Below are 17,650 nucleotides of genomic sequence, written 5' to 3'. Positions count from 1 at the left end.
GTCATTTCTGGGCTGCCTTGTTGCACGCAGCATAGGCGCCTCATCGGGCGGTTTCCGGTCGGGACGACCGAGCTCCCGGTCGAATATTACTCGCCAGTACACCCAGTACGTTACCCATAAGCAAGCGCTTGGAACTGTGACGTAGCCAACGGGTCCGGTCCCGCTGCCGACTTGCTCGCCCTCAGTCTCGCAGAGCGGTGAAACGGCCTTGGTGGTAGACCAGCGGCCGGCCGCCCTCCGACGGATCACCGGCCACGACCTCGGCGATCACGATGCGGTGGTCCCCCGCGGGGATCCGGGCCACCACCCGGCAGACCAGCCAGGCCACCACTCCCCCGAGCAACGGCACCCCCTCGGGGCCGCTGCGCCAGTCGGTGGACGGACCGAAACGGTCGGCGCCGCTGCGCGCGAACGTCGCGGCGAGCTCCTGCTGGTCCTCGCCGAGTATGTGCACGCCCACGTGCTCCGCCTCCTCGACCACGGGCCAGCTGGAGGAAGAGGTGCCCACCCCGAAGGAGACCAGGGGCGGCTCGGCGGCGACGGAGTTGAGCGAGGTCGCGGTGAAACCGGCCGGACGCGCGCCCGCCGCGGTGATCACGGCGACACCGGCGGCGTGCTGCCTGAAGACGGAGCGCAGGAGTTCCGGCGCAGCCGTCCGGACGTTGCGGAGATCAGGTGAGGCCGTCATCGAAGAGTCCTTCTGCGAGGGGCGTACGGGGTCCGTGGTTTCTTCAGACACCCGGACAGCGCGCACTCGCGTGGCGCACGAGGTCGACGTGGACCCGGCCGAAGAGAAGGAGTTCTGGCGGCATAACGTCAGACTGACGATGCGTGGCGTACACAGTCAAGTGCGTCCCGTCATGTGGGAGATGCGTCACGGGCCGTCACATCGCCTGCCCCAGCGCGGCGACGACATCCACGGTACGCGGCTGCCCCGCCGCCCTGCGGACGATGCGCCCGTCGGCGTCGAGCACCAGCACCGTGGGGGTCCGGCTGATGCCGAGGCGGCGCACGAGCGTGAGATGCGCCTCGGCGTCGATCTCGATGTGGGTCACCCCCTCCACCATCCCCGCCACCTCGGCGAGGGTGCGCCTGGTGGCGCGGCACGGCTGGCAGAACGCACTGGAGAACTGCACCAGAGTGGCCCGATCCCCCAGTTCCTCGCCGAGTTGGGCCGCACTCAGCGTTCCACCGGTCATCCGCTCGTCCATCCCGTCCTCCCTCTCGGAGCTCTGCGCAAGGGGTCAGCGTCCTGCGGCCGCATTACATTCCCGGAGGATTCACGTGACGAGAATCTCTCGCCCCGGGCCCTTTGGGGCTGGCCACGGCGTCGCACATGGGGCACGATCGCCCCAATGCCGAAAACCTACGGCTGCGTAACTTCCGCCGGGAGAACCCTCCCCAGGCATTGAAGAAGGGTCTTCATCCAGATGGCAGAACTCGTCTATCGGCCGGTCATCGGCGCCGCTCGCACGCTGTTCAAGGCGCTCGACCTGAAGATCGACACCCAGGGTTCGGAGCACATCCCGAAGACCGGTGGCGCGGTTCTGGTCAGCAACCACATCAGCTATCTGGACTTCATCTTCACCGGACTCGGCGCCCTGCCCCAGAAGCGGCTCGTCCGCTTCATGGCCAAGGATTCGGTTTTCCGTCACAAGGTGTCCGGTCCGCTGATGCGCGGAATGAAGCACATCCCCGTCGACCGCAACCAGGGCGAGGACGCCTACGCGCACGCGCTCGCCTCGTTGCGCGCGGGAGAGATCGTCGGCGTGTTCCCCGAGGCGACCATCTCGCAGTCCTTCACCCTGAAGAGCTTCAAGTCCGGCGCCGCGCGACTGGCCCAGGAGGCCGGCGTACCGCTGATCCCGATGGCTCTGTGGGGGACCCAGCGGCTGTGGACCAAGGGGCGTCCGCGGAATTTCCGGCGCAGCCACATCCCGATCACGATCCGCGTGGGCGAAGCGGTGGAGGCTCCCGCCGACCAGTACGCGGGGGCGATCACCCGCCGTCTGCGTGAGCGCGTGCAGGAGCTCCTCGAGGCTGCTCAGCGCGCCTACCCGGTGCGCCCCAAGGACGCGTCCGACACCTGGTGGGTGCCGGCACACCTCGGGGGCACGGCTCCGACGCCCGCCGAGGTGCGTGAGCGCGGCTGACGCGCCACACCGGCGGACGGACGGCTGAAACGTCACGCCCCGGTCCCGGTCGGCCTCATGGCCGACCGGGACCGTGAGGGATCCCACGGGTCCGGAGCGCGGTTCCGCCGGTGTCACAGGCCGGTCAGGGAGTGCTCGGCGTGACAGATGCCCGGGGAACGCAGCGATGCGGCCGACCGGAGACAACATGTCTCCGGTCGGTCGCACGAGCATGCCGCTACCGCTGTCGCGCCATCTCCTCCTTGAGCGCCAGCACGAAGGCGTCGACGTCGTCCTCCCGGGTGTCGAAGGCGCACATCCAGCGGACGTCGCCGGCCTTCTCGTCCCAGAAGTAGAACCGGAACCGCTTCTGCAGCCGCTCGGTGACCTCGTGGGGCAGCCGCGCGAAGACGGCGTTGGCCTGCACGGGGTGGAGGATCTCCACCCCGTCCACCGCCCGGACGCCTTCGGCGAGCCGCTGGGCCATGGCGTTGGCGTGCCGCGCGTTGCGCAGCCACAGGTCCCCGGCGAGCAGCGCCTCGAGCTGGACCGAGACGAATCGCATCTTGGAGGCGAGCTGCATCGACAGCTTCCGCAGGTGCTTCATCGCCCGCACGGAGTCGGGGTCCAGGACGACGACGGCCTCGCCGAAGAGCGCGCCGTTCTTGGTGCCGCCGAAGGAGAGGACGTCGACCCCGACCGTGTTGGTGAACGTGCGCATGGGCACGTCCAGCGACGCGGCGGCGTTGGCTATCCGGGCACCGTCGAGGTGCACCTTCATGCCCCGCTCGTGGGCGTGGTCGCAGATGGCGCGGATCTCGTGGGGCGTGTAGACGGTGCCGAGCTCGGTGTTCTGGGTGATCGAGACGACCTGCGGCATCGCCCGGTGCTCGTCGTCCCAGCCGAACGCCTGCCGGTCGATGAGCTCCGGGGTGAGCTTCCCGTCCGGCGTCGGGACCGTGAGCAGCTTCAGACCGCCCACGCGCTCCGGCGCGCCGCCCTCGTCCACGTTGATGTGGGCGGACTCGGCGCAGATCACCGCACCCCAGCGGTCGGTCAGCGCCTGGAGGGCGACCACGTTGGCCCCGGTGCCGTTGAAGACCGGGAATGCCTCGGCGGTGGGGCCGAAGTGGCTGTGCATGACGCGCTGGAGGTGGCCGGTGTAGTCGTCCTCGCCGTAGGCGACCTGGTGGCCGCCGTTGGCGAGTGCGACGGCCGCGAGGATCTCCGGGTGCACACCCGCGTAGTTGTCGCTCGCGAAGCCGCGTATCTGCGGATCATGATGACGTCGCGCGTCGGTCCTTACGGTTGCGGGGTCAGCCACAGACGTTTTCCGTTCACTTCTCCGGCGGGCCGGTCCCAGACTCCGGCGATGGCCTCGGCCAGCTCCGTGACGTCCGTGAAGCCCGCGAACTTGGCGTTCGGGCGCTCGGCGCGCATCGCATCGTGCACCAGAGCCTTGACGACCAGGATCGCAGCAGCCGTTGTCGGGCCCTCGTCGCCCCCAGCCTTGCGGAAGGCGTCGGCCAGGGCGAGCGTCCACGCCTCGGCTGCCGCCTTGGACGCGGCGTAGGCCGCGTTGCCGGCGGTGGGGCTGCTGGCCCCGGCCGCGCTGATCAGCACGTACCGGCCCCGGTCACTGCGCTGGAGGACCTCCTGGAAGGCCAGCGAGGTGGACTGGACGGTTCGGATCAGCAGCTTCTCCAGGAAATCCCAGTCGGCGAGGCTCGTGTCCGCGAAGCCTGAGCCGCCCCGCCAGCCTCCGACGAGGTGGACCAGGCCGTCCACGCGGCCGAACTCCTTCTCCGTCTTGAGCGCCCATTCGCGTGCGGCCCCGGGATCCAGGAGATCGACCGTGTCGCCCGTGACGGTCGCTCCACCGTGTGCGTACCTCGCGGCGTCGACCGCCTCCACCAGCCGCTCGGGGTTGGCGTCGGAGGCCACCACGGTCGCACCCGCCTCGGCGAGCCTCAGCAGGGTGGCGCGGCCCGCCGGCCCAGCCGCTCCTGCCACCGCGATCACCGCGCCCTCGAGCACGCCGCTGTCGGCCCTGTCCGTTCCGTTCATCGCCACCGCCTCCTCAGAACCCGCGCTCATGCAGCTGCCCGCCCGGCGTCCGCAGCGGTGATCCCCTTGGTGGAGGCGATCACATGCTTCAGCTTCTTCGAGAGCGCCTCATAGAACATGCTCAGGGGAAACTCGTCCGGAAGCACGTCGTCGACGAGTTTGCGCGGCGGCTGGTTCAGGTCCAGGGCGTCCGGGCCCTTGGCCCAGCGGGATCCCGGATGGGGTGCGAGATAGCTCGCGACCAGGTCGTACGCCGCGAACCAGTGCACGAGCTTCGGGCGGTCGATGCCGTCGCGGTAGAGCTTCTCGATCTCTCCGCACAGCTGGTTGGTGACCTGCGGGGCGCGGTCCCAGTCGATCTTGAGCGTGTTGTCGGTCCAGCGGACCACGTCGTGCTTGTGGAGGTACGCGAAGAGCAGCTGACCGCCGAGACCGTCGTAGTTGCGCACGCGCTCGCCCGTCACGGGGAAGCGGAACATCCGGTCGAAGAGCACGGCGAACTGGACGTCCCGGCCCTGGCCGAAGCCGTCGGCCTCCAGCTTCACGGCCTCCTTGAAGGCGGTGAGGTCGCAGCGCAGCTCCTCGAGCCCGTACATCCAGAACGGCTGACGCTGCTTGATCATGAAGGGGTCGAACGGAAGGTCGCCGTGGCTGTGGGTGCGGTCGTGGACCATGTCCCAGAGCACGAATGCCTGCTCGCAGCGTTCCTGGTCGCCGAGCATCTCCCGGATGTCGTCGGGCAGGTCGAGGCCCAGCAGGTCGACGGACGCCTCGGTCACACGGCGGAAGCGGGCGGCCTCACGGTCGCAGAAGATCCCGCCCCAGCTGAAGCGCTCCGGCGCCTCGCGTACGGCGATGGTCTCGGGGAAGAGCACCGCGGAGTTGGTGTCGTAGCCCGAGGTGAAGTCCTCGAAGGTGATCCCGCAGAACAGCGGGTTGTCGTAGCGCGTGGCCTCGAGGTCGGCGAGCCACTCCGGCCAGACCATCCGCAGCACGACGGCCTCGAGATTGCGGTCCGGGTTGCCGTTCTGCGTGTACATCGCGAACACGACGAGGTGCTGGAGGCCGTCCGCGCGGTTCGCGGCCGGCTGGAAGGCGAGGAGGGAGTCGAGGAAGTCCGGCACACCGAAGCCGCCCGCGGCCCAGCTGCGCAGGTCGGTGACGAGCGCACGGTGGTAGGCGTCGTCGTGCGGGAGCAGCGGGGAGAGCTGCTCGACCGCGGTGACCACGCGTCCGACGACCTCCTCGGCCGCCGCGACGGAAGGGGCGCCCTCGGCGTCGAAGTCGACGGAGCCGTCCTTGGACTGCCAGGGGCGGAACTCCTCCACGGCACTCTTGAGCGCGGGCCATGCCGGGTGCTCCACGACCCGCCGGGCAGCAGCTATCGCGCCGGTGGCGTTGGCATGCTCAAGAATTTCCGTCATAGCACTTCCTTCACAGGAGAACCTCGCGTCAAGCAACCGTATCCATGCTCGGCTTCTTCAGACAAGTGGAGGGCAGAAAATTATCCTGCCACCCCTCATCATCACCGTTATTTTTCCTGTCACACCTTGATGTGACCCCTTCTTCCGCCGGTATGGCAGGGCGGAGGCCGTCCTGTGGGCGCGAACTGGTTCCCTGGGGGTAGAAGCCGCACGCGAGGCGAACACGACGGACGGAAGCAGGAGTGCCTTGACTTTTCTCACCATCGGTCATCGCGGGGTCATGGGTGTCGAGCCGGAGAACACACTGCGCTCGTTCGTGCACGCGGAGCAGGCGGGCATGGACGCCGTGGAACTGGATCTCCACCTGAGCAAGGACGGCGCGCTCGCCGTGATGCACGACGCGGCCGTGGACCGCACGACGGACGGGCGGGGGCTGATCGCCGAGAAGACGATGGCGGAACTCCGCGAGCTCGACGCCGGGCAGGGAGAGCGGGTGCCCGTCTTCGAGGAGGTGCTCGACGCGATCGGCTCGCCCGTGCAGGCCGAGATCAAGGACGTGGCGGCCGCACGGGCGCTCGCCGAGGTGATGCTGCGCCGCGATCTGGCCGGCCGCGTCGAGGTGTCCTCGTTCCATGACGAAGCCGTGGCCGAGATCGCTCAGCTGGTCCCGCACGTGCGGACGGTGCTCATCGCCAGCCGCTGGGAGGCCGACGTGATCGACCGGGCGAAGGCGGCAGGCGCCGGGACGCTGGCCCTGAACATCCGCCGGCTCACCCTCGAAGTGGTCGAGCAGGCGCACGCGGAGGGCCTGAAGGTGATCGGCTGGGTGGTCAACACCCAGGACCACCTGCGCCTCGTCCGCGCACTGGATCTGGACGGGGCGACCACCGACTATCCGGAGATCCGGCGCGCCGGCCGGTTCACCGCCTGAGAGGTACGCGGGACCCGACCCGCCACGCTCCACAGCTCCTTGACCAGCAGCTCGAACACGAGGTCGTCGCGCTGCGGGACGCCGAAGCGCTCGTCGCCGTACGGGAAGGGTGTGAACTCTCCCGTGCGGCGGTAGCCACGGCGCTCGTACCAGGCGATCAGCTCCTCGCGGACCGAGATCACCGTCATGTGCATCTCGTCCGCGCCCCAGTCCTCCCGGGCCGTGCGCTCCGCCTCGGCGATGATCACCTTGCCGAGGCCGGCGCCCTGCAGCTCCGGCCTGACCGCGAACATGCCGAAGTACGCCGCCTTCCCGCGGTGTTCGAGCTGGCAGCAGGCGACCGGCCTGCCGTCCCGCTCGGCGACGAGGACCTTGCCCGAGGGGGCGGCGAGCAACACCCGCACCCCGTCGGCGTCGGTGCGCTGCCCCTGGAGGAGGTCCGCCTCGGTGGTCCATCCGGCACGGCTCGCATCGCCCCGGTACGCGGACTCGACGAGGCGCACCAGGGCCGGCACGTCTTCCTCGGTCGCGTCGCGGAAGCTCAGCTCTGCCCGTGCCGTGGCCGGTGCGATGTCCATGGGGCTCTTCTCCGGTGGTGTGCTGCCGATGGTGCCTTCCCGAGACTAACCCGCCCCTCGACCGCCCCCGCAGACCCTGGCGCGCTCCCCCAATACCCCAATGCGCCCCGGTAGCAGCTGCCGCCACGGGGCATCGATGACTTCGGCATGATCCGCCGTAGGGGGAGGTGCACCGTGCACGGACCGGCGCTGTCCGGCTGGCTGCTCATGGGGCTGTGTGCGGCCACGGGTGCGTACTGCCTGCTGCGGACCCGTGACGGCACCGAGCGGGAGCGCGGATCGGCGCGCGCCGAGGCGCTGATGGGGTTCGGGATGGCCGCGATGGCGGTGCCACCGGCCCTGTTAACGCTTCCTGAGTGGATGTGGGTGGTCCATGCGGTGGTGTTCGGTGCCGCCGCCCTGCACGCCGTCGTGCGCCTCAGGGACGGCGGCCATCATCCGCACCATGCGGTCGGCTCCCTGGCGATGGTCTACATGGCCGTGGCCATGGCACCCGGCGCCGCCCACGCCTCGGGGGGCGGCCACCTGGGACACGGGGCCCAACCGGCCGGAGGCGTCCCCGCGCTGACAGGAGTCCTCCTCGTCTACTACGCGCTCTACGTCCTGGGCTCGGCGGGCCGGCTGATCCCGGCACCGGTCGGTGTGCCGGCCGGTGCCGGCGCCCCCACCACCACGACGGGCCCGGTCTGGGACGCGCGGCCGGAACTCGCGCTGGCGTGCAGGCTGACCATGGGGATAGCCATGTTCGCCATGCTGCTCACCCTGTGAGACGGACGGCCCCGCGCCCCGTGTCGTACGTCACTTGCCGCGCGCGGCCATACCCGGGGACACCCCGGCACTCATAGGCTGACGCCCATGTTGGTCTCCCTCGTGCTGCTGCTGCTCGGTGCACTGGCTGCCGTCGTGGCCCCGGGTCTGATGGCGAGGGCCCGATGGCCCGAGCGCGAGCCGGTCGTGGCGCTGTGGGTGTGGCAGTGCGTGGTCGCGGGCGTCCTGCTGTCGTTCGGGCTGTCCATGACCTTCAGCGCGGCTGCCGCCTGGCAGGCGGTCCGCGGCCATGTCTTCGCTCCCGCGCCGCACGCCGTGGTCGAGGCGTACGCCCTCGGCGCGTACGGGCCCTGGTCGGCGGTCATCGCGGTCCTGCTCGCCCTCGGCGGACTGTGGACGGCCGCCATGCTCGTACGCGAGATCCACCGGGCCCGGGCCCGCCGCAGGCAACGGCGCACCGAACTGCTGGTCCGCGCCCCGCTGATGCCGGGCGAGGAGGCAGGCGGCGGACGACTCGTGGTGCTGGAGGGCGAACGGCCCGACGCGTGGTGGCTGCCGGGCGCGGCTCCCCAACTGGTCGTCACCACGGCGGCACTCGGCCGCCTGAAGGGGCGTCAGCTGGATGCCGTGCTGGCCCACGAGCAGGGACACGCGCAGGCCCGCCACGACTGGCTCCTGCACTGCTCGGACGCGCTCGCGACAGGCTTCCCGCAGGTGCCGGTGTTCGCCGCCTTCCGGGACGAGATGCACCATCTCGTCGAACTGGCCGCGGACGACATGGCGTCACGGCGCTTCGGGCGTCTGACGATCGCGCTCGCCCTGGTCGAACTCAACGAGGACCGCGGTGTGTTCGGCCCCGCACCCGCCTCCGGCGCCCAGATGCCGCTCAGGGTGAACCGCCTGCTGACTCCGGTGGAGCGGCTCACCGCGGGCCGTCGGCTGCGGTTGACCGCCGCGGCGGCCCTGGTGCCGGTGGTCCCGCTGCTGGTGGCATTCGTGCCCGGACTCAGCGCTCTGGGATAGCCTCACGCGCGGCTCGTGGCGGAGGATCGTACCCATGCACTCCCCTCCCGCCCCTCCGCGGCCCCGGTCCCTCCTGCTGATCACCGGCCTCGCCGGTGCCTCGCTGTCACTCGTCGTGCTCGTGCTGGTCGCGGTCCGCTGGTCGCCCCTGATGTCGCTGGACACAGCGGTGGCCGGGTCACTGCACCGCAGCGCGGTGACCGAACCGGGGCTGGTCCACGTCAACCGGGTACTGACGGACTGGGTGTGGGACCCCTGGACGATGCGCGTCCTGACGGCGGTCGTCGTGATCGCCCTGTGGTGGCGCGGATCGCGCCTGCTCGCGGGGTGGGTAGCCGCGACCAGCCTGCTCGCCACACTCGTACAGCAAGGCCTGAAGGCCGCGGTGGGCCGGGAACGTCCTCGGTGGCTCGACCCGGTGGACTCGGCGCACTACGCGGCCTTCCCCTCGGGGCACGTCATGACCGCCGTGGTGACCTGTGGGCTCCTGATGTGGCTGCTGCGCCTGCACGGCACGCAGCAGACCCTGTGGTGGGGCGCGCTCGTGCTCGCCGTGATCTCGGTGACCGGCGTGGCCTTCACACGCGTCTACCTGGGCGTGCACTGGCTGAGCGACGTGGTGGGCGGAGTGCTGCTGGGAAGCACCCTGGTCGCTTTCTCCGTGGCCGGCTACGACAGGTACACCCGTCACAGCCGGCGGCAGGCCGGTGACGAGGAGAGCCGCTTGTAGCTTCCCCCCGGGGGCGGCGAAGATCGGCTCATGCAGATCAAGGGTGTTCTTTTCGACTTCTCCGGGACCCTCTTCCGGATCGAGCCCGTCGACGCGTGGCTGCGTGCCGTCCTCGACGCGCGGGGCACGGCCATGGGGCAGGCCGACTTCGAGCGCTACGCGCGCCGGCTGACCGAGGCCGGAGCGCTTCCCGGAGGCCCGGGCCCCGAAAGGATCCCGCCGTCGCTGACAGCCGTGTGGGCCGAGCGCGACAGCAGCGCCCGTCAGCACAGAGAGGCCTACACCGGCATGGCCCGTCAGGCGGCCCTCCCGGATCCGGGCCTGTACGAGGCACTGTACGAGCGCCACATGAGCCCCGCCGCCTGGCGGCCGTACCCCGACGCGGCGGAGGTGCTGCGCTCGCTGCGCCGTGACGGCACGGCGGTCGGCGTCGTGAGCAACATCGGCTGGGACCTGCGCCCCGTATTCCGTGCGCACGGCCTGGACGAGCTGATCGACGTGTACGTCCTGTCCTACGAACACGGCGTCCAGAAGCCCGATCCGGGCCTGTTCCGCACGGCGTGCTCGCTGCTGGGGTGTGATCCCGCGGAGGTGGTCATGGTCGGTGACGACCGCCACGCGGACGCGGGTGCGGCCGCCGTGGGCTGTGACGTGCGTTTCGTCGACCATCTGCCCGTGACGGAGCGGCCTGACGGACTCCGGGCGCTGGGGCTGACGGGATCCGCCGGGTGACGGCGCGACCCCGGCGCTCGTGAAGGATTCCGGGAGAAGGTGTGAGGGATATCCCTGCCCGCAAGGGGGTCCGACGGCTCGGCAGGGGTTTAGTTTGGGGGACATGTCCCCGTACCCGAACACGTCTGCCGCCGTACGCACCGCCTCCGAGGTCAACGAACAGATCCGCACGCTCTGGCAGCGTTCGGGCGGGCTGCTGTCCCCGGACGACGAGACGGAGTACCAGCGCCTGCTGGTGGAGTGGGCGGCTGCCGCGGGGACGAGCGTGCGGCCGGCCGCCTGAGCGACCGGGCCGCCGCGTCCGGCGCGGTGCTCCACGCATCGCCGGTGACAGTGCTGCAGCGCGTCCCCTCGCGGGTCGACGGGACGGATGTGCCCCGCCGGGTGGAGACCTCCCGGCGGGGCACTTCTTCCCATCTGCCTGCGAACCGCACGAGGCGCGGGGCGAACCCCTGGATCAGCGGCCGAAGTAGTCCGGCTGCGTCTGCACGTTGAGCTCCGGCAGCCGCACCTTCTTCGCCGGGTCGGTCCGCCGGTCGTTGAGCTTCAGGACATCGAAGCCCTTGGCGATGTCGTTGGAGTAGATGTAGCCGTTGTAGTAGTAGGCCGACCACGGACCGGCCGTGGTGACCGCCTCCGTGGAGACCGGACCGCGTTCGAAGTAGGCGATCTCCTTGGGCTTGGCGGAGTCGGTGAAGTCCCACACGGAGATCCCGCCCTGGTACCAGGCCTGGACCATGATGTCGCGGCCCTTGACCGGGATGATCGAACCGTTGTGCGCGACACAGACCTCGGTGTCCGCCTGCGGGCGGTCGATCTTGAAGTAGCTGCGGAAGACCAGCTTGCGGTGGTCGCCCCGGCCCTTGATGTCGTAGACACCGTCCGCGCCACGGTTCGGGCCGATCTCGTCGTTGCAGGTCGCCGCGCCGCCGCCGCCGAGCTCGTCGGTGAACACGACCTTGTCGGCGTCCTGGTTGAAGGTCGCGGAGTGCCAGAACGCGAAGTTCACGTTGTCCTGGACCCGGTCGATGATCTTGGGGTTCTCCGGGTCCTTGATGGAGAACAGCAGACCGTCACCCATGCACGCGCCGGCTGCCAGGTCCTTCGACGGCAGAACGGTGATGTCGTGGCATCCGGTGGTCTTCGAGACGCCGGGGTTGGTCGGCGCGCCCGGGTTGCCGCCGTCCGGGAAGAGCACCGGGAAGTTGACGATCCGGGAGTCCTCGGGAGCGTTGCGCGGCACCTTGATGACGGAGATCCCGTCGTGCGGCGGCTGGCAGTCCGGGAACGTCTCGTTCGGCGAGTACGACGAGACGTACACGTAGACGTTCTTGCGCTCCGGGATGATCGTGTGGGTGTGCGAACCACACGCGGTCTCGACCGCCGCGACGTACTTCGGGTTGCGCTTGTCGCTGATGTCGAAGACCTTCATGCCCTCCCAGGAGGACTTCTCCGTGGCCGGCTGGGTGGTGCTGGCGCACGAGTTGTCACTGCGCGAGGAGTCGGTCGACAGGAAGAGCAGGTTCCCCGAGACCGAGATGTCGTTCTGCGAGCCGGGGCACAGGACCTGGGCGACGGTCCTCGGCTTCTTCGGGTTGCGGATGTCGAAGATCCGGAAACCGTCGTAGTTTCCCGCGTAGGCGTAGCTGCCCTGGAAGGCCAGGTCCGTGTTGAGCCCCTGAAGCGCGTCCTTGGGGACGTTCGCGAGGTGCTCGATGTTCGCGCTGTGGACGATCTCGTCCACACCGGGTATCTCGCCGCTCTCGATGGCGGCTCTGGCTTCCGCCTGCTCACTCACGGAGACACCGCTGCGTGTGGTGGCGGTGTCGCCCGGGTCGGGTGTCGCGGCCGCGGGTCCGGCCGTGAACAGCGTGGCGATGAGTCCGGCCGCGGCTGCCGCCACACCCAGACGTCTGCGCCGCACGCTGGTGGTGTGCAACGAGGTCACTGCGTCCTCCCTTGTTTCCGTTCTCCGAAGAACGGCTATCGGACCCCGGCAGTATCGTCCCTCTCATGTACACACCAACAGATGGCAACAGAGACGTAATGAAAGTTTTTGATCTTTGGCCGGTGGTAGGTGTTAGGACGGTCTGCAACACACTCATGTGCCCATGGAGGTAGCCGTGTTGATGCCCCGTCGGACCAGGCTCGTGCGCCCGGCCGCCCTCACGGTCACTCTCGTGGCCGCTGTTCTCGCCCTGGGCGGCTGCGACGGGGGCGGCGAGGCGAAGGCCGGGGCGGACGAGGGCCCTTCGATCGTGGCACCAGGAAAGCCCGGTGAGCCGGCCAGGACGCTGTCGGCCGAGGAGGCGGTGAAGGCCGCCGGGGTCGACACCCCCAACTCCGCCGACTTCCGCTACGCGCGCATGATGATCGAGCATCACGAACAGGCCCTGGTGCTGACCGCTCTCGTCCCCGGACGGGCGGCGTCCTCCTCGGTCGAACGGCTCGCCCAGCGCATATCCGCTGCCCAGAAGCCGGAGATCGGTGCGATGGAGGGCTGGCTGAAGAACAACGGCGGGGACGGACGCGAGGAGTCGCACGACCACTCCGCGATGCCCGGCATGGCCACCGGCAAACAGATCGAGGAGCTGCGCGCCACGCGGGGGAAGGCCTTCGACCGGATGTTCCTCGAGCTGATGATCACGCACCACCAGGGTGCGGTCACCATGGCGACCGAAGCCCTGGCGGACGGCAACAACGTCCTGGTGGAGGAGATGGCCAACGACGTCGTCGCCCAGCAGACCGTGGAGATCGACCGGATGCGTGGGCTGATGGCCTGAGGCCGGGAGGGCTCCGCAGGGTCGCGGGGCCGGGCCCGCGCGCCTCTCCCCGCCTCGCCCCTGCGGTGCCATGCTGGAGGGAGCCTGCGGGAGGAGGTACGCCGTGCTCCGTGTCGCCGTCGTCGGTTCGGGTCCCAGCGGGGTCTACACGGCCCAGGAGCTGCTGCGGCAGTCGCGGGTGCCTGATGTGCGGGTGCACGTACTGGACCGGCTGCCCACACCGTACGGGCTGGTCCGCTACGGCGTGGCGCCCGACCACGAGAAGATCAAGTCTCTGCAGGGCAGTCTGCGGACGGTTTTGGAGGACGACGACCGGATCACCTTCGCGGGCCATGTCGAGGTGGGCGGCGCCGGCGGGGTGTCACCCGCCCGGCTGAAGGAGCTGTACCACGCGGTGGTCTACTGCGTCGGGGCGGCGGCCGACCGGCCGCTCTCCGTTCCCGGGGAGGGGCTGCCGGGAAGTTTCTCCGCCACCGAGTTCGTCTCCTGGTACAGCGCCCACCCGGACGCGGCCGCCGGGGGCTTCGCCCTCCTGGCCCGCTCGGCGGTGGTGATCGGGGTCGGCAACGTGGCGGTCGACGTGGCCCGGATACTGGCTCGCGGCGCTGCGGAACTGCGGGGCACGGACGTGCCGAGGGCCGCTCTCGACCTGCTGGGCGCGAGCCGGGTGCGTGAGGTGCACCTCGTCGGCAGGCGCGGCCCCTCGGCGGCCAGATTCACCACGAAGGAGCTGCGCGAGCTCGGTGCGCTCCCCCGGGCACGGATCGTCGTCGACGGGGCGGAACTGGCGCTCGACCCGGCGTACGCCGCCTCGGCGGAGTGCGCCGGGGAGCCGCTGCCCGCCGTGGTCCGGCGCAATCTGGACGTGCTGCGCGGGTGGGCGGGTGCCCCGCCGCGCGCCGCGCTCGACGGGGAGCGCCGCATCCGGCTGCGGTTCTTCCTGCGCCCGGTCGAACTGCTGGAGCGTGAGGGCAGGGTGGCGGGGGTACGGTTCGCGCGGACGGCTCCGGACGGTTCCGGGGGCGTGCGGGACACCGGGGCGTACGAGGACGTCGAGGCGCAGTTGGTCCTGCGCGCAGTGGGATACCGGGGGACGCCTCTGCGGGGGCTGCCCTTCGACCCTGCGCACGGCACCGTGCCCCATGTGGCGGGCCGGGTGGTCAGGGACGGCAGGACGTCGCCCGGGGAGTACGTCGCCGGATGGATCAAGCGCGGCCCCACCGGGGTGATCGGCTCGAACCGGTCGTGTGCCAAGGAGACCGTCGCCTCGCTGGTCGAGGACGCGCCGCTCCTTGCCGGCCGGGAGGTCCCCGCCGATCCGCTGGAGGTTCTCCGGTCCCAGGGGCTGCGGCCGGTGGAGTGGGACGGATGGCTCTCCATCGAACGCGCGGAGTCGGCGCTGGGCCGTTCGCTCGGACGTGGGCGGGTGAAGATCCCCGACTGGTCAGGGCTGCTCGACGCGGCCCGCGGCGGCCCCTGACGGTGTCGCCGAGGACGCGTCGGCGCTGCCGAGGCGCCGGGCCTGCAGGTCCGCTCCGCGCAGGACGCTGTCGAGCAGACCGGGGAAGAGCACGTCCAGGTCCTCGGTCCGTACGCAGCTCAGCTTGGCCGTGCCCCGGTAGAACTGGTTGATGACGCCGTTCTCACGGAGCACCCTGAAGTGGTGCGTGGTGGTGGACTTGGACACGGGGAGGTCGAAGCGGGAGCATGCCTGCTCGTCCGCCGCTCCGGCCAGCTGGCGCACGATCCGCAGCCTGATCGGATCGGCCAGCGCGTGGAGCACTCCCTCGACGCGGATCTCGTCACGCGAGGGGTGGGCGAGCACGCGAGCGGTGTTCGTCGTCACGGTGGCTCCACTTCGGACAGGGGACTCCATTGTACGAGAGTCGTCGTAGTTTTATGCACGGGCAGCCACCACGAGCCGGACGCGGGGGCTGCCGTCGGGTCTCCGGCCGAACTCCTCCAGGGGCAGCAGCCGCACCGTGAATCCGGTCCTCACGAGGTCGTCCGTCACTCCCGCGAGCGGGAAGGTGCGGTAGTACATCACGAAGGGCGGGCGCCACAGGGCGTTGCGCGCCCGCATGGCCAGGTCGAAGCCGAGAAGCGACCAGTACGCCCGGGAACCCACCGCGGGCGGGGCGCCGACCGGAAAGACGAACAGCCCGCCCGGCCGGAGCGCGCCATGGACCTGGCCGAACAGCCCGGGACGCTCCTCCGGCAGGAAATGGCCGAACGCCCCGAAGCTCAGGGCCAGGTCGAAGGCGCGGGTGAACGGCAGGGCCAGGGCGTCCGCCCGGACCCAGTCCACGACCGGGCCTCCGGCGGCCCCGGTGTGCGCACCCCGGGCGACGTCGAGCATGCCCGCGCTGAAGTCGACGCCGGTGACACGCTCCCGGCAGAGCCCGCGCAGCACGTCCACGCCCGCCCCGGTGCCGCAGCAGACGTCCAGGCCCCGGCCGAACGGCCCGAGGGGCCGCACGGCTTCGGCTACGGCTTCGAGCACCCGGTCCGGAGTCCGATAGGGCGTCCGGTCGAACTTCGGTGCGAGCAGGTCGTATCCCCGCATCGTCGAGGAGAGCGCCTGTACGGCCAGCTCGCGCAGCGTGGGGCCCTGAGGAGTGAACATCGCCGCTCAGCGTACCCACAGACGCTGCGTCACACCGCGTAGCCGTACGGTTCGGGCGCCCTGACGTCACCGCCGAGCGCACGTGCCGCGTTGCGGGCGAAGTAGGGATCGCGCAGCAGTTCGCGGCCGAGCAGGACGGCGTCGGCGCTGCCGTCCGCGAGGATCTTCTCCGCCTGCACGGGGTCGGTGATCAGCCCCACGGCGCCGACCGGGAGGCCGGTCTCCTTGCGCACGCGCTCGGCGAACGGCACCTGGTAGCCCGGCTCCACGGGGATCCGCGCCTTCGGCGCCAGTCCCCCGGTCGAGACGTCGAGCAGGTCGACGCCGTGCGCGAGGAGCTCGCGTGCGAAGCGGACGGTGTCGTCGGCGGTCCAGCCCTCGCGGGGGTCGTCCGCGTTCTCGGTCAGCCAGTCGGTGGCGGAGATACGGAAGAAGAGGGGCAGCTCCTCGGGCCAGACCGCGCGTACGGCGTCCACGACCTCCAGCGCGAGGCGTGTGCGGTTCTCGAAGGAGCCGCCGTAGGCGTCGGTGCGGTGGTTGCTGTGCGGGGAGAGGAACTCACCGATCAGATAGCCGTGCGCCCCGTGGATCTCGGCGACCCGGAATCCCGCGTCGAGCGCCCGGCGGGCCGCGTCGGCGAACTGGCGCACGACCTGCTGGATGTCCTCGGCGCTGAGCTCGGTGGGCACCGTGTGACCCTCGTCGTACGCGAGGGGGCTCGGGCCCACGGGCTGCCAGCCCTCGGGGTCGTCGGTGGCGACGGGGCCGCCGCCCTGCCAGGGGCGGCCGGTCGACGCCTTCCGCCCGGCGTGGGCCAGCTGGATTCCCGGCACCGTTCCCTGGCCTTCGAGGAAGGCGGTGATGCGGCGGAAGGCGTCCACCTGACGGTCGTTCCAGATGCCCAGGTCCGCGGCGCTGATCCGGCCCTCGGGGCTGACGGCGGTGGCTTCGACCAGCACGAGGCCGGTTCCGCCTGCCGCGCGCGCCGTGTAGTGGGAGAAGTGCCAGTCGTTGGCCGTTCCGGCGTCGGGGCCGGACGCCGCGGCGCTGTACTGGCACATCGGCGCCATCCAGACGCGGTTGGGAACGGTCAGCGACCTCAGGGCGTAGGGCTCGAACAGTGCACTCACAAGGGGCTCCGATTCCGCGGGAGGCTACGGGCGGCAGGACGGCCCGGGCGCGCCGGGCCGTCGTTTCGTACGAGCTTCACCGTACTACGAAACTCGCCGTACTACGACACTTGCCGTACTACGACTTCCTTCGAACTATGAACCGGTCTGCCGAGTCCCCGGTCGCAGCCTGCGCCGGAGCCGGACAGCGGCATCGGCCTCGTACATCTGGCTCCAGCTGCGTCCGGCTCCGGATGTCCAGGTCACCTGGACGTTCGCACCGTCCGCCCTGACGGCCTCCACCGTCATGAGCCGGTCCCCGTCCCGTACGTCGCCCCGCAGGAGATCGCGGGCCGCGACGGTGACGGGCTCCGACTCCCGGGCGCTCTCCGCCTCGGCCGCCGCCGTGACGAGGACCGCGGCGAGTTCCCGGGCGGCGGCCGGGGTGCAGGACCAGGAGGTGCGTGCCGACGGGCCGCCGATCACGATGCCGACCTGAAGAGGCCCTTCCGCGGGCCCGGGGGCCACCTCCAGCGTCGCGCCGCGCCCCTCGGGGTCCTGGATCTCGATACCCATTCCTGTCGCCTCCTCGTCCTGCTCCGGTCAGCTCGGCCGGAGACTTCCCGGCGGGCCCGGACGGCCGGGCTGGATGCCGCCGTCGCCCACCACGAGGTTCTGGAGTACCACGTCGGGTCGGCCGTGCCCTGCCGGCGGGTGTCTCCGAAAGTTTCGGCTCCACCCGGCCCG

The 17,650-nt window shown here is 70.5% G+C and carries 20 protein-coding genes; 9 read left to right on the top strand and 11 right to left on the bottom strand.

The genetic code is table 11. The annotated features are described in order from the left end of the window. Positions 1-181: 181 nt before the first annotated feature. Positions 182-688: a flavin reductase family protein gene (locus tag P8A20_RS33525; protein ID WP_147962655.1), complete on the bottom strand. Its 507-nt coding sequence runs from the start codon at positions 686-688 to the stop codon at positions 182-184. Positions 689-884: 196 nt separating this feature from the next. Continuing rightward, positions 885-1,211, bottom strand: coding sequence for a TlpA family protein disulfide reductase (locus P8A20_RS33520; RefSeq protein ID WP_147962654.1), 327 nt, complete (start codon positions 1,209-1,211; stop codon positions 885-887). 219 nt (positions 1,212-1,430) lie between these two features. Between P8A20_RS33520 and P8A20_RS33515 the strand changes: the two genes are divergently transcribed. Then, the gene (locus P8A20_RS33515; RefSeq protein ID WP_147962653.1) at positions 1,431-2,153 is read left to right on the top strand and encodes a lysophospholipid acyltransferase family protein; all 723 of its coding nucleotides are present in this window, start codon (positions 1,431-1,433) and stop codon (positions 2,151-2,153) included. A 217-nt stretch (positions 2,154-2,370) separates the two neighbouring features. Here P8A20_RS33515 and P8A20_RS33510 read toward each other — a convergent pair whose 3' ends face one another. Genes P8A20_RS33510 through P8A20_RS33500 form a run of 3 tightly spaced genes read right to left on the bottom strand, consistent with a single transcriptional unit; the run spans position 2,371 to position 5,623 of the window. Beyond that, on the bottom strand, positions 2,371-3,456 hold the full coding sequence (locus tag P8A20_RS33510) for a threonine aldolase family protein (protein ID WP_147962652.1): 1,086 nt from the start codon (positions 3,454-3,456) through the stop codon (positions 2,371-2,373). Continuing rightward, complete coding sequence (locus tag P8A20_RS33505) at positions 3,435-4,199, bottom strand: SDR family NAD(P)-dependent oxidoreductase (protein WP_147962651.1); 765 nt, start codon at positions 4,197-4,199, stop codon at positions 3,435-3,437. Before P8A20_RS33505 ends, P8A20_RS33510 begins: the two co-directional genes overlap by 22 nt. 26 nt (positions 4,200-4,225) lie before the next feature. Then, positions 4,226-5,623 (bottom strand): DUF6421 family protein, encoded by a 1,398-nt coding sequence (locus P8A20_RS33500; RefSeq protein WP_147962650.1) that lies wholly within the window; start codon positions 5,621-5,623, stop codon positions 4,226-4,228. A 280-nt stretch (positions 5,624-5,903) separates the two neighbouring features. On the opposite strand from P8A20_RS33500, the gene P8A20_RS33495 reads away from it, so the two are divergent. After that, positions 5,904-6,554: a glycerophosphodiester phosphodiesterase gene (locus P8A20_RS33495; protein ID WP_147962795.1), complete on the top strand. Its 651-nt coding sequence runs from the start codon at positions 5,904-5,906 to the stop codon at positions 6,552-6,554. Here the strand turns inward: P8A20_RS33495 and P8A20_RS33490 are convergent. After that, positions 6,515-7,132 carry a GNAT family N-acetyltransferase gene (locus P8A20_RS33490; RefSeq protein WP_306104857.1) on the bottom strand — a complete coding sequence of 206 codons (618 nt, stop codon included), beginning with the start codon at positions 7,130-7,132 and terminating at the stop codon, positions 6,515-6,517. The genes P8A20_RS33495 and P8A20_RS33490 overlap by 40 nt on opposite strands. Positions 7,133-7,306: 174 nt before the next feature. On the opposite strand from P8A20_RS33490, the gene P8A20_RS33485 reads away from it, so the two are divergent. The 5 genes from P8A20_RS33485 (at position 7,307) to P8A20_RS33465 (ending at position 10,668) form a co-directional block, all read left to right on the top strand. Further along, on the top strand, positions 7,307-7,900 hold the full coding sequence (locus tag P8A20_RS33485; RefSeq protein WP_147962649.1) for a DUF5134 domain-containing protein: 594 nt from the start codon (positions 7,307-7,309) through the stop codon (positions 7,898-7,900). Between the two features lie 87 nt (positions 7,901-7,987). Beyond that, the gene (locus tag P8A20_RS33480) at positions 7,988-8,923 is read left to right on the top strand and encodes a M56 family metallopeptidase (RefSeq protein ID WP_147962648.1); all 936 of its coding nucleotides are present in this window, start codon (positions 7,988-7,990) and stop codon (positions 8,921-8,923) included. A 34-nt stretch (positions 8,924-8,957) separates the two neighbouring features. After that, positions 8,958-9,653, top strand: coding sequence for a phosphatase PAP2 family protein (locus P8A20_RS33475; RefSeq protein ID WP_147962647.1), 696 nt, complete (start codon positions 8,958-8,960; stop codon positions 9,651-9,653). A 30-nt stretch (positions 9,654-9,683) separates the two neighbouring features. After that, positions 9,684-10,385: an HAD family hydrolase gene (locus P8A20_RS33470; protein WP_147962646.1), complete on the top strand. Its 702-nt coding sequence runs from the start codon at positions 9,684-9,686 to the stop codon at positions 10,383-10,385. 103 nt (positions 10,386-10,488) lie between these two features. After that, on the top strand, positions 10,489-10,668 hold the full coding sequence (locus tag P8A20_RS33465; protein WP_147962645.1) for a hypothetical protein: 180 nt from the start codon (positions 10,489-10,491) through the stop codon (positions 10,666-10,668). A gap of 174 nt (positions 10,669-10,842) precedes the next feature. Here the strand turns inward: P8A20_RS33465 and P8A20_RS33460 are convergent, their stop codons facing one another. After that, positions 10,843-12,333, bottom strand: coding sequence for an LVIVD repeat-containing protein (locus tag P8A20_RS33460; RefSeq protein ID WP_147962644.1), 1,491 nt, complete (start codon positions 12,331-12,333; stop codon positions 10,843-10,845). A 181-nt stretch (positions 12,334-12,514) separates the two neighbouring features. Here P8A20_RS33460 and P8A20_RS33455 point away from each other — a divergent pair, with 181 nt between their 5' ends. Further along, positions 12,515-13,168: a DUF305 domain-containing protein gene (locus P8A20_RS33455; RefSeq protein ID WP_306105229.1), complete on the top strand. Its 654-nt coding sequence runs from the start codon at positions 12,515-12,517 to the stop codon at positions 13,166-13,168. Between the two features lie 103 nt (positions 13,169-13,271). Beyond that, entirely contained in the window at positions 13,272-14,648 is a 1,377-nt protein-coding gene (locus P8A20_RS33450; protein WP_306104856.1) for an FAD-dependent oxidoreductase, read from the top strand. Here P8A20_RS33450 and P8A20_RS33445 read toward each other — a convergent pair. The 4 genes from P8A20_RS33445 to P8A20_RS33430 all read right to left on the bottom strand — a co-directional run bounded on the left by P8A20_RS33445 (position 14,613) and on the right by P8A20_RS33430 (position 17,479). Beyond that, entirely contained in the window at positions 14,613-15,044 is a 432-nt protein-coding gene (locus P8A20_RS33445) for an ArsR/SmtB family transcription factor (protein WP_187282345.1), read from the bottom strand. The genes P8A20_RS33450 and P8A20_RS33445 overlap by 36 nt on opposite strands. A gap of 21 nt (positions 15,045-15,065) precedes the next feature. Beyond that, positions 15,066-15,794 carry a class I SAM-dependent methyltransferase gene (locus tag P8A20_RS33440; protein WP_147962641.1) on the bottom strand — a complete coding sequence of 243 codons (729 nt, stop codon included), beginning with the start codon at positions 15,792-15,794 and terminating at the stop codon, positions 15,066-15,068. A 29-nt stretch (positions 15,795-15,823) separates the two neighbouring features. Next, complete coding sequence (locus P8A20_RS33435) at positions 15,824-16,924, bottom strand: NADH:flavin oxidoreductase/NADH oxidase (RefSeq protein ID WP_306104855.1); 1,101 nt, start codon at positions 16,922-16,924, stop codon at positions 15,824-15,826. A gap of 135 nt (positions 16,925-17,059) precedes the next feature. Then, the gene (locus tag P8A20_RS33430; protein ID WP_306104854.1) at positions 17,060-17,479 is read right to left on the bottom strand and encodes a hypothetical protein; all 420 of its coding nucleotides are present in this window, start codon (positions 17,477-17,479) and stop codon (positions 17,060-17,062) included. Between the last annotated feature and the right edge of the window lie 171 nt (positions 17,480-17,650).

The sequence above is a fragment of the Streptomyces sp. Alt3 genome (genome assembly GCF_030719215.1).
Classification (GTDB): Bacteria; Actinomycetota; Actinomycetes; order Streptomycetales; family Streptomycetaceae; genus Streptomyces; species Streptomyces glycanivorans.
The sequence above is the reverse complement of the archived record's forward strand: the minus strand, read 5'-3'. Positions and strand labels throughout refer to the sequence as shown.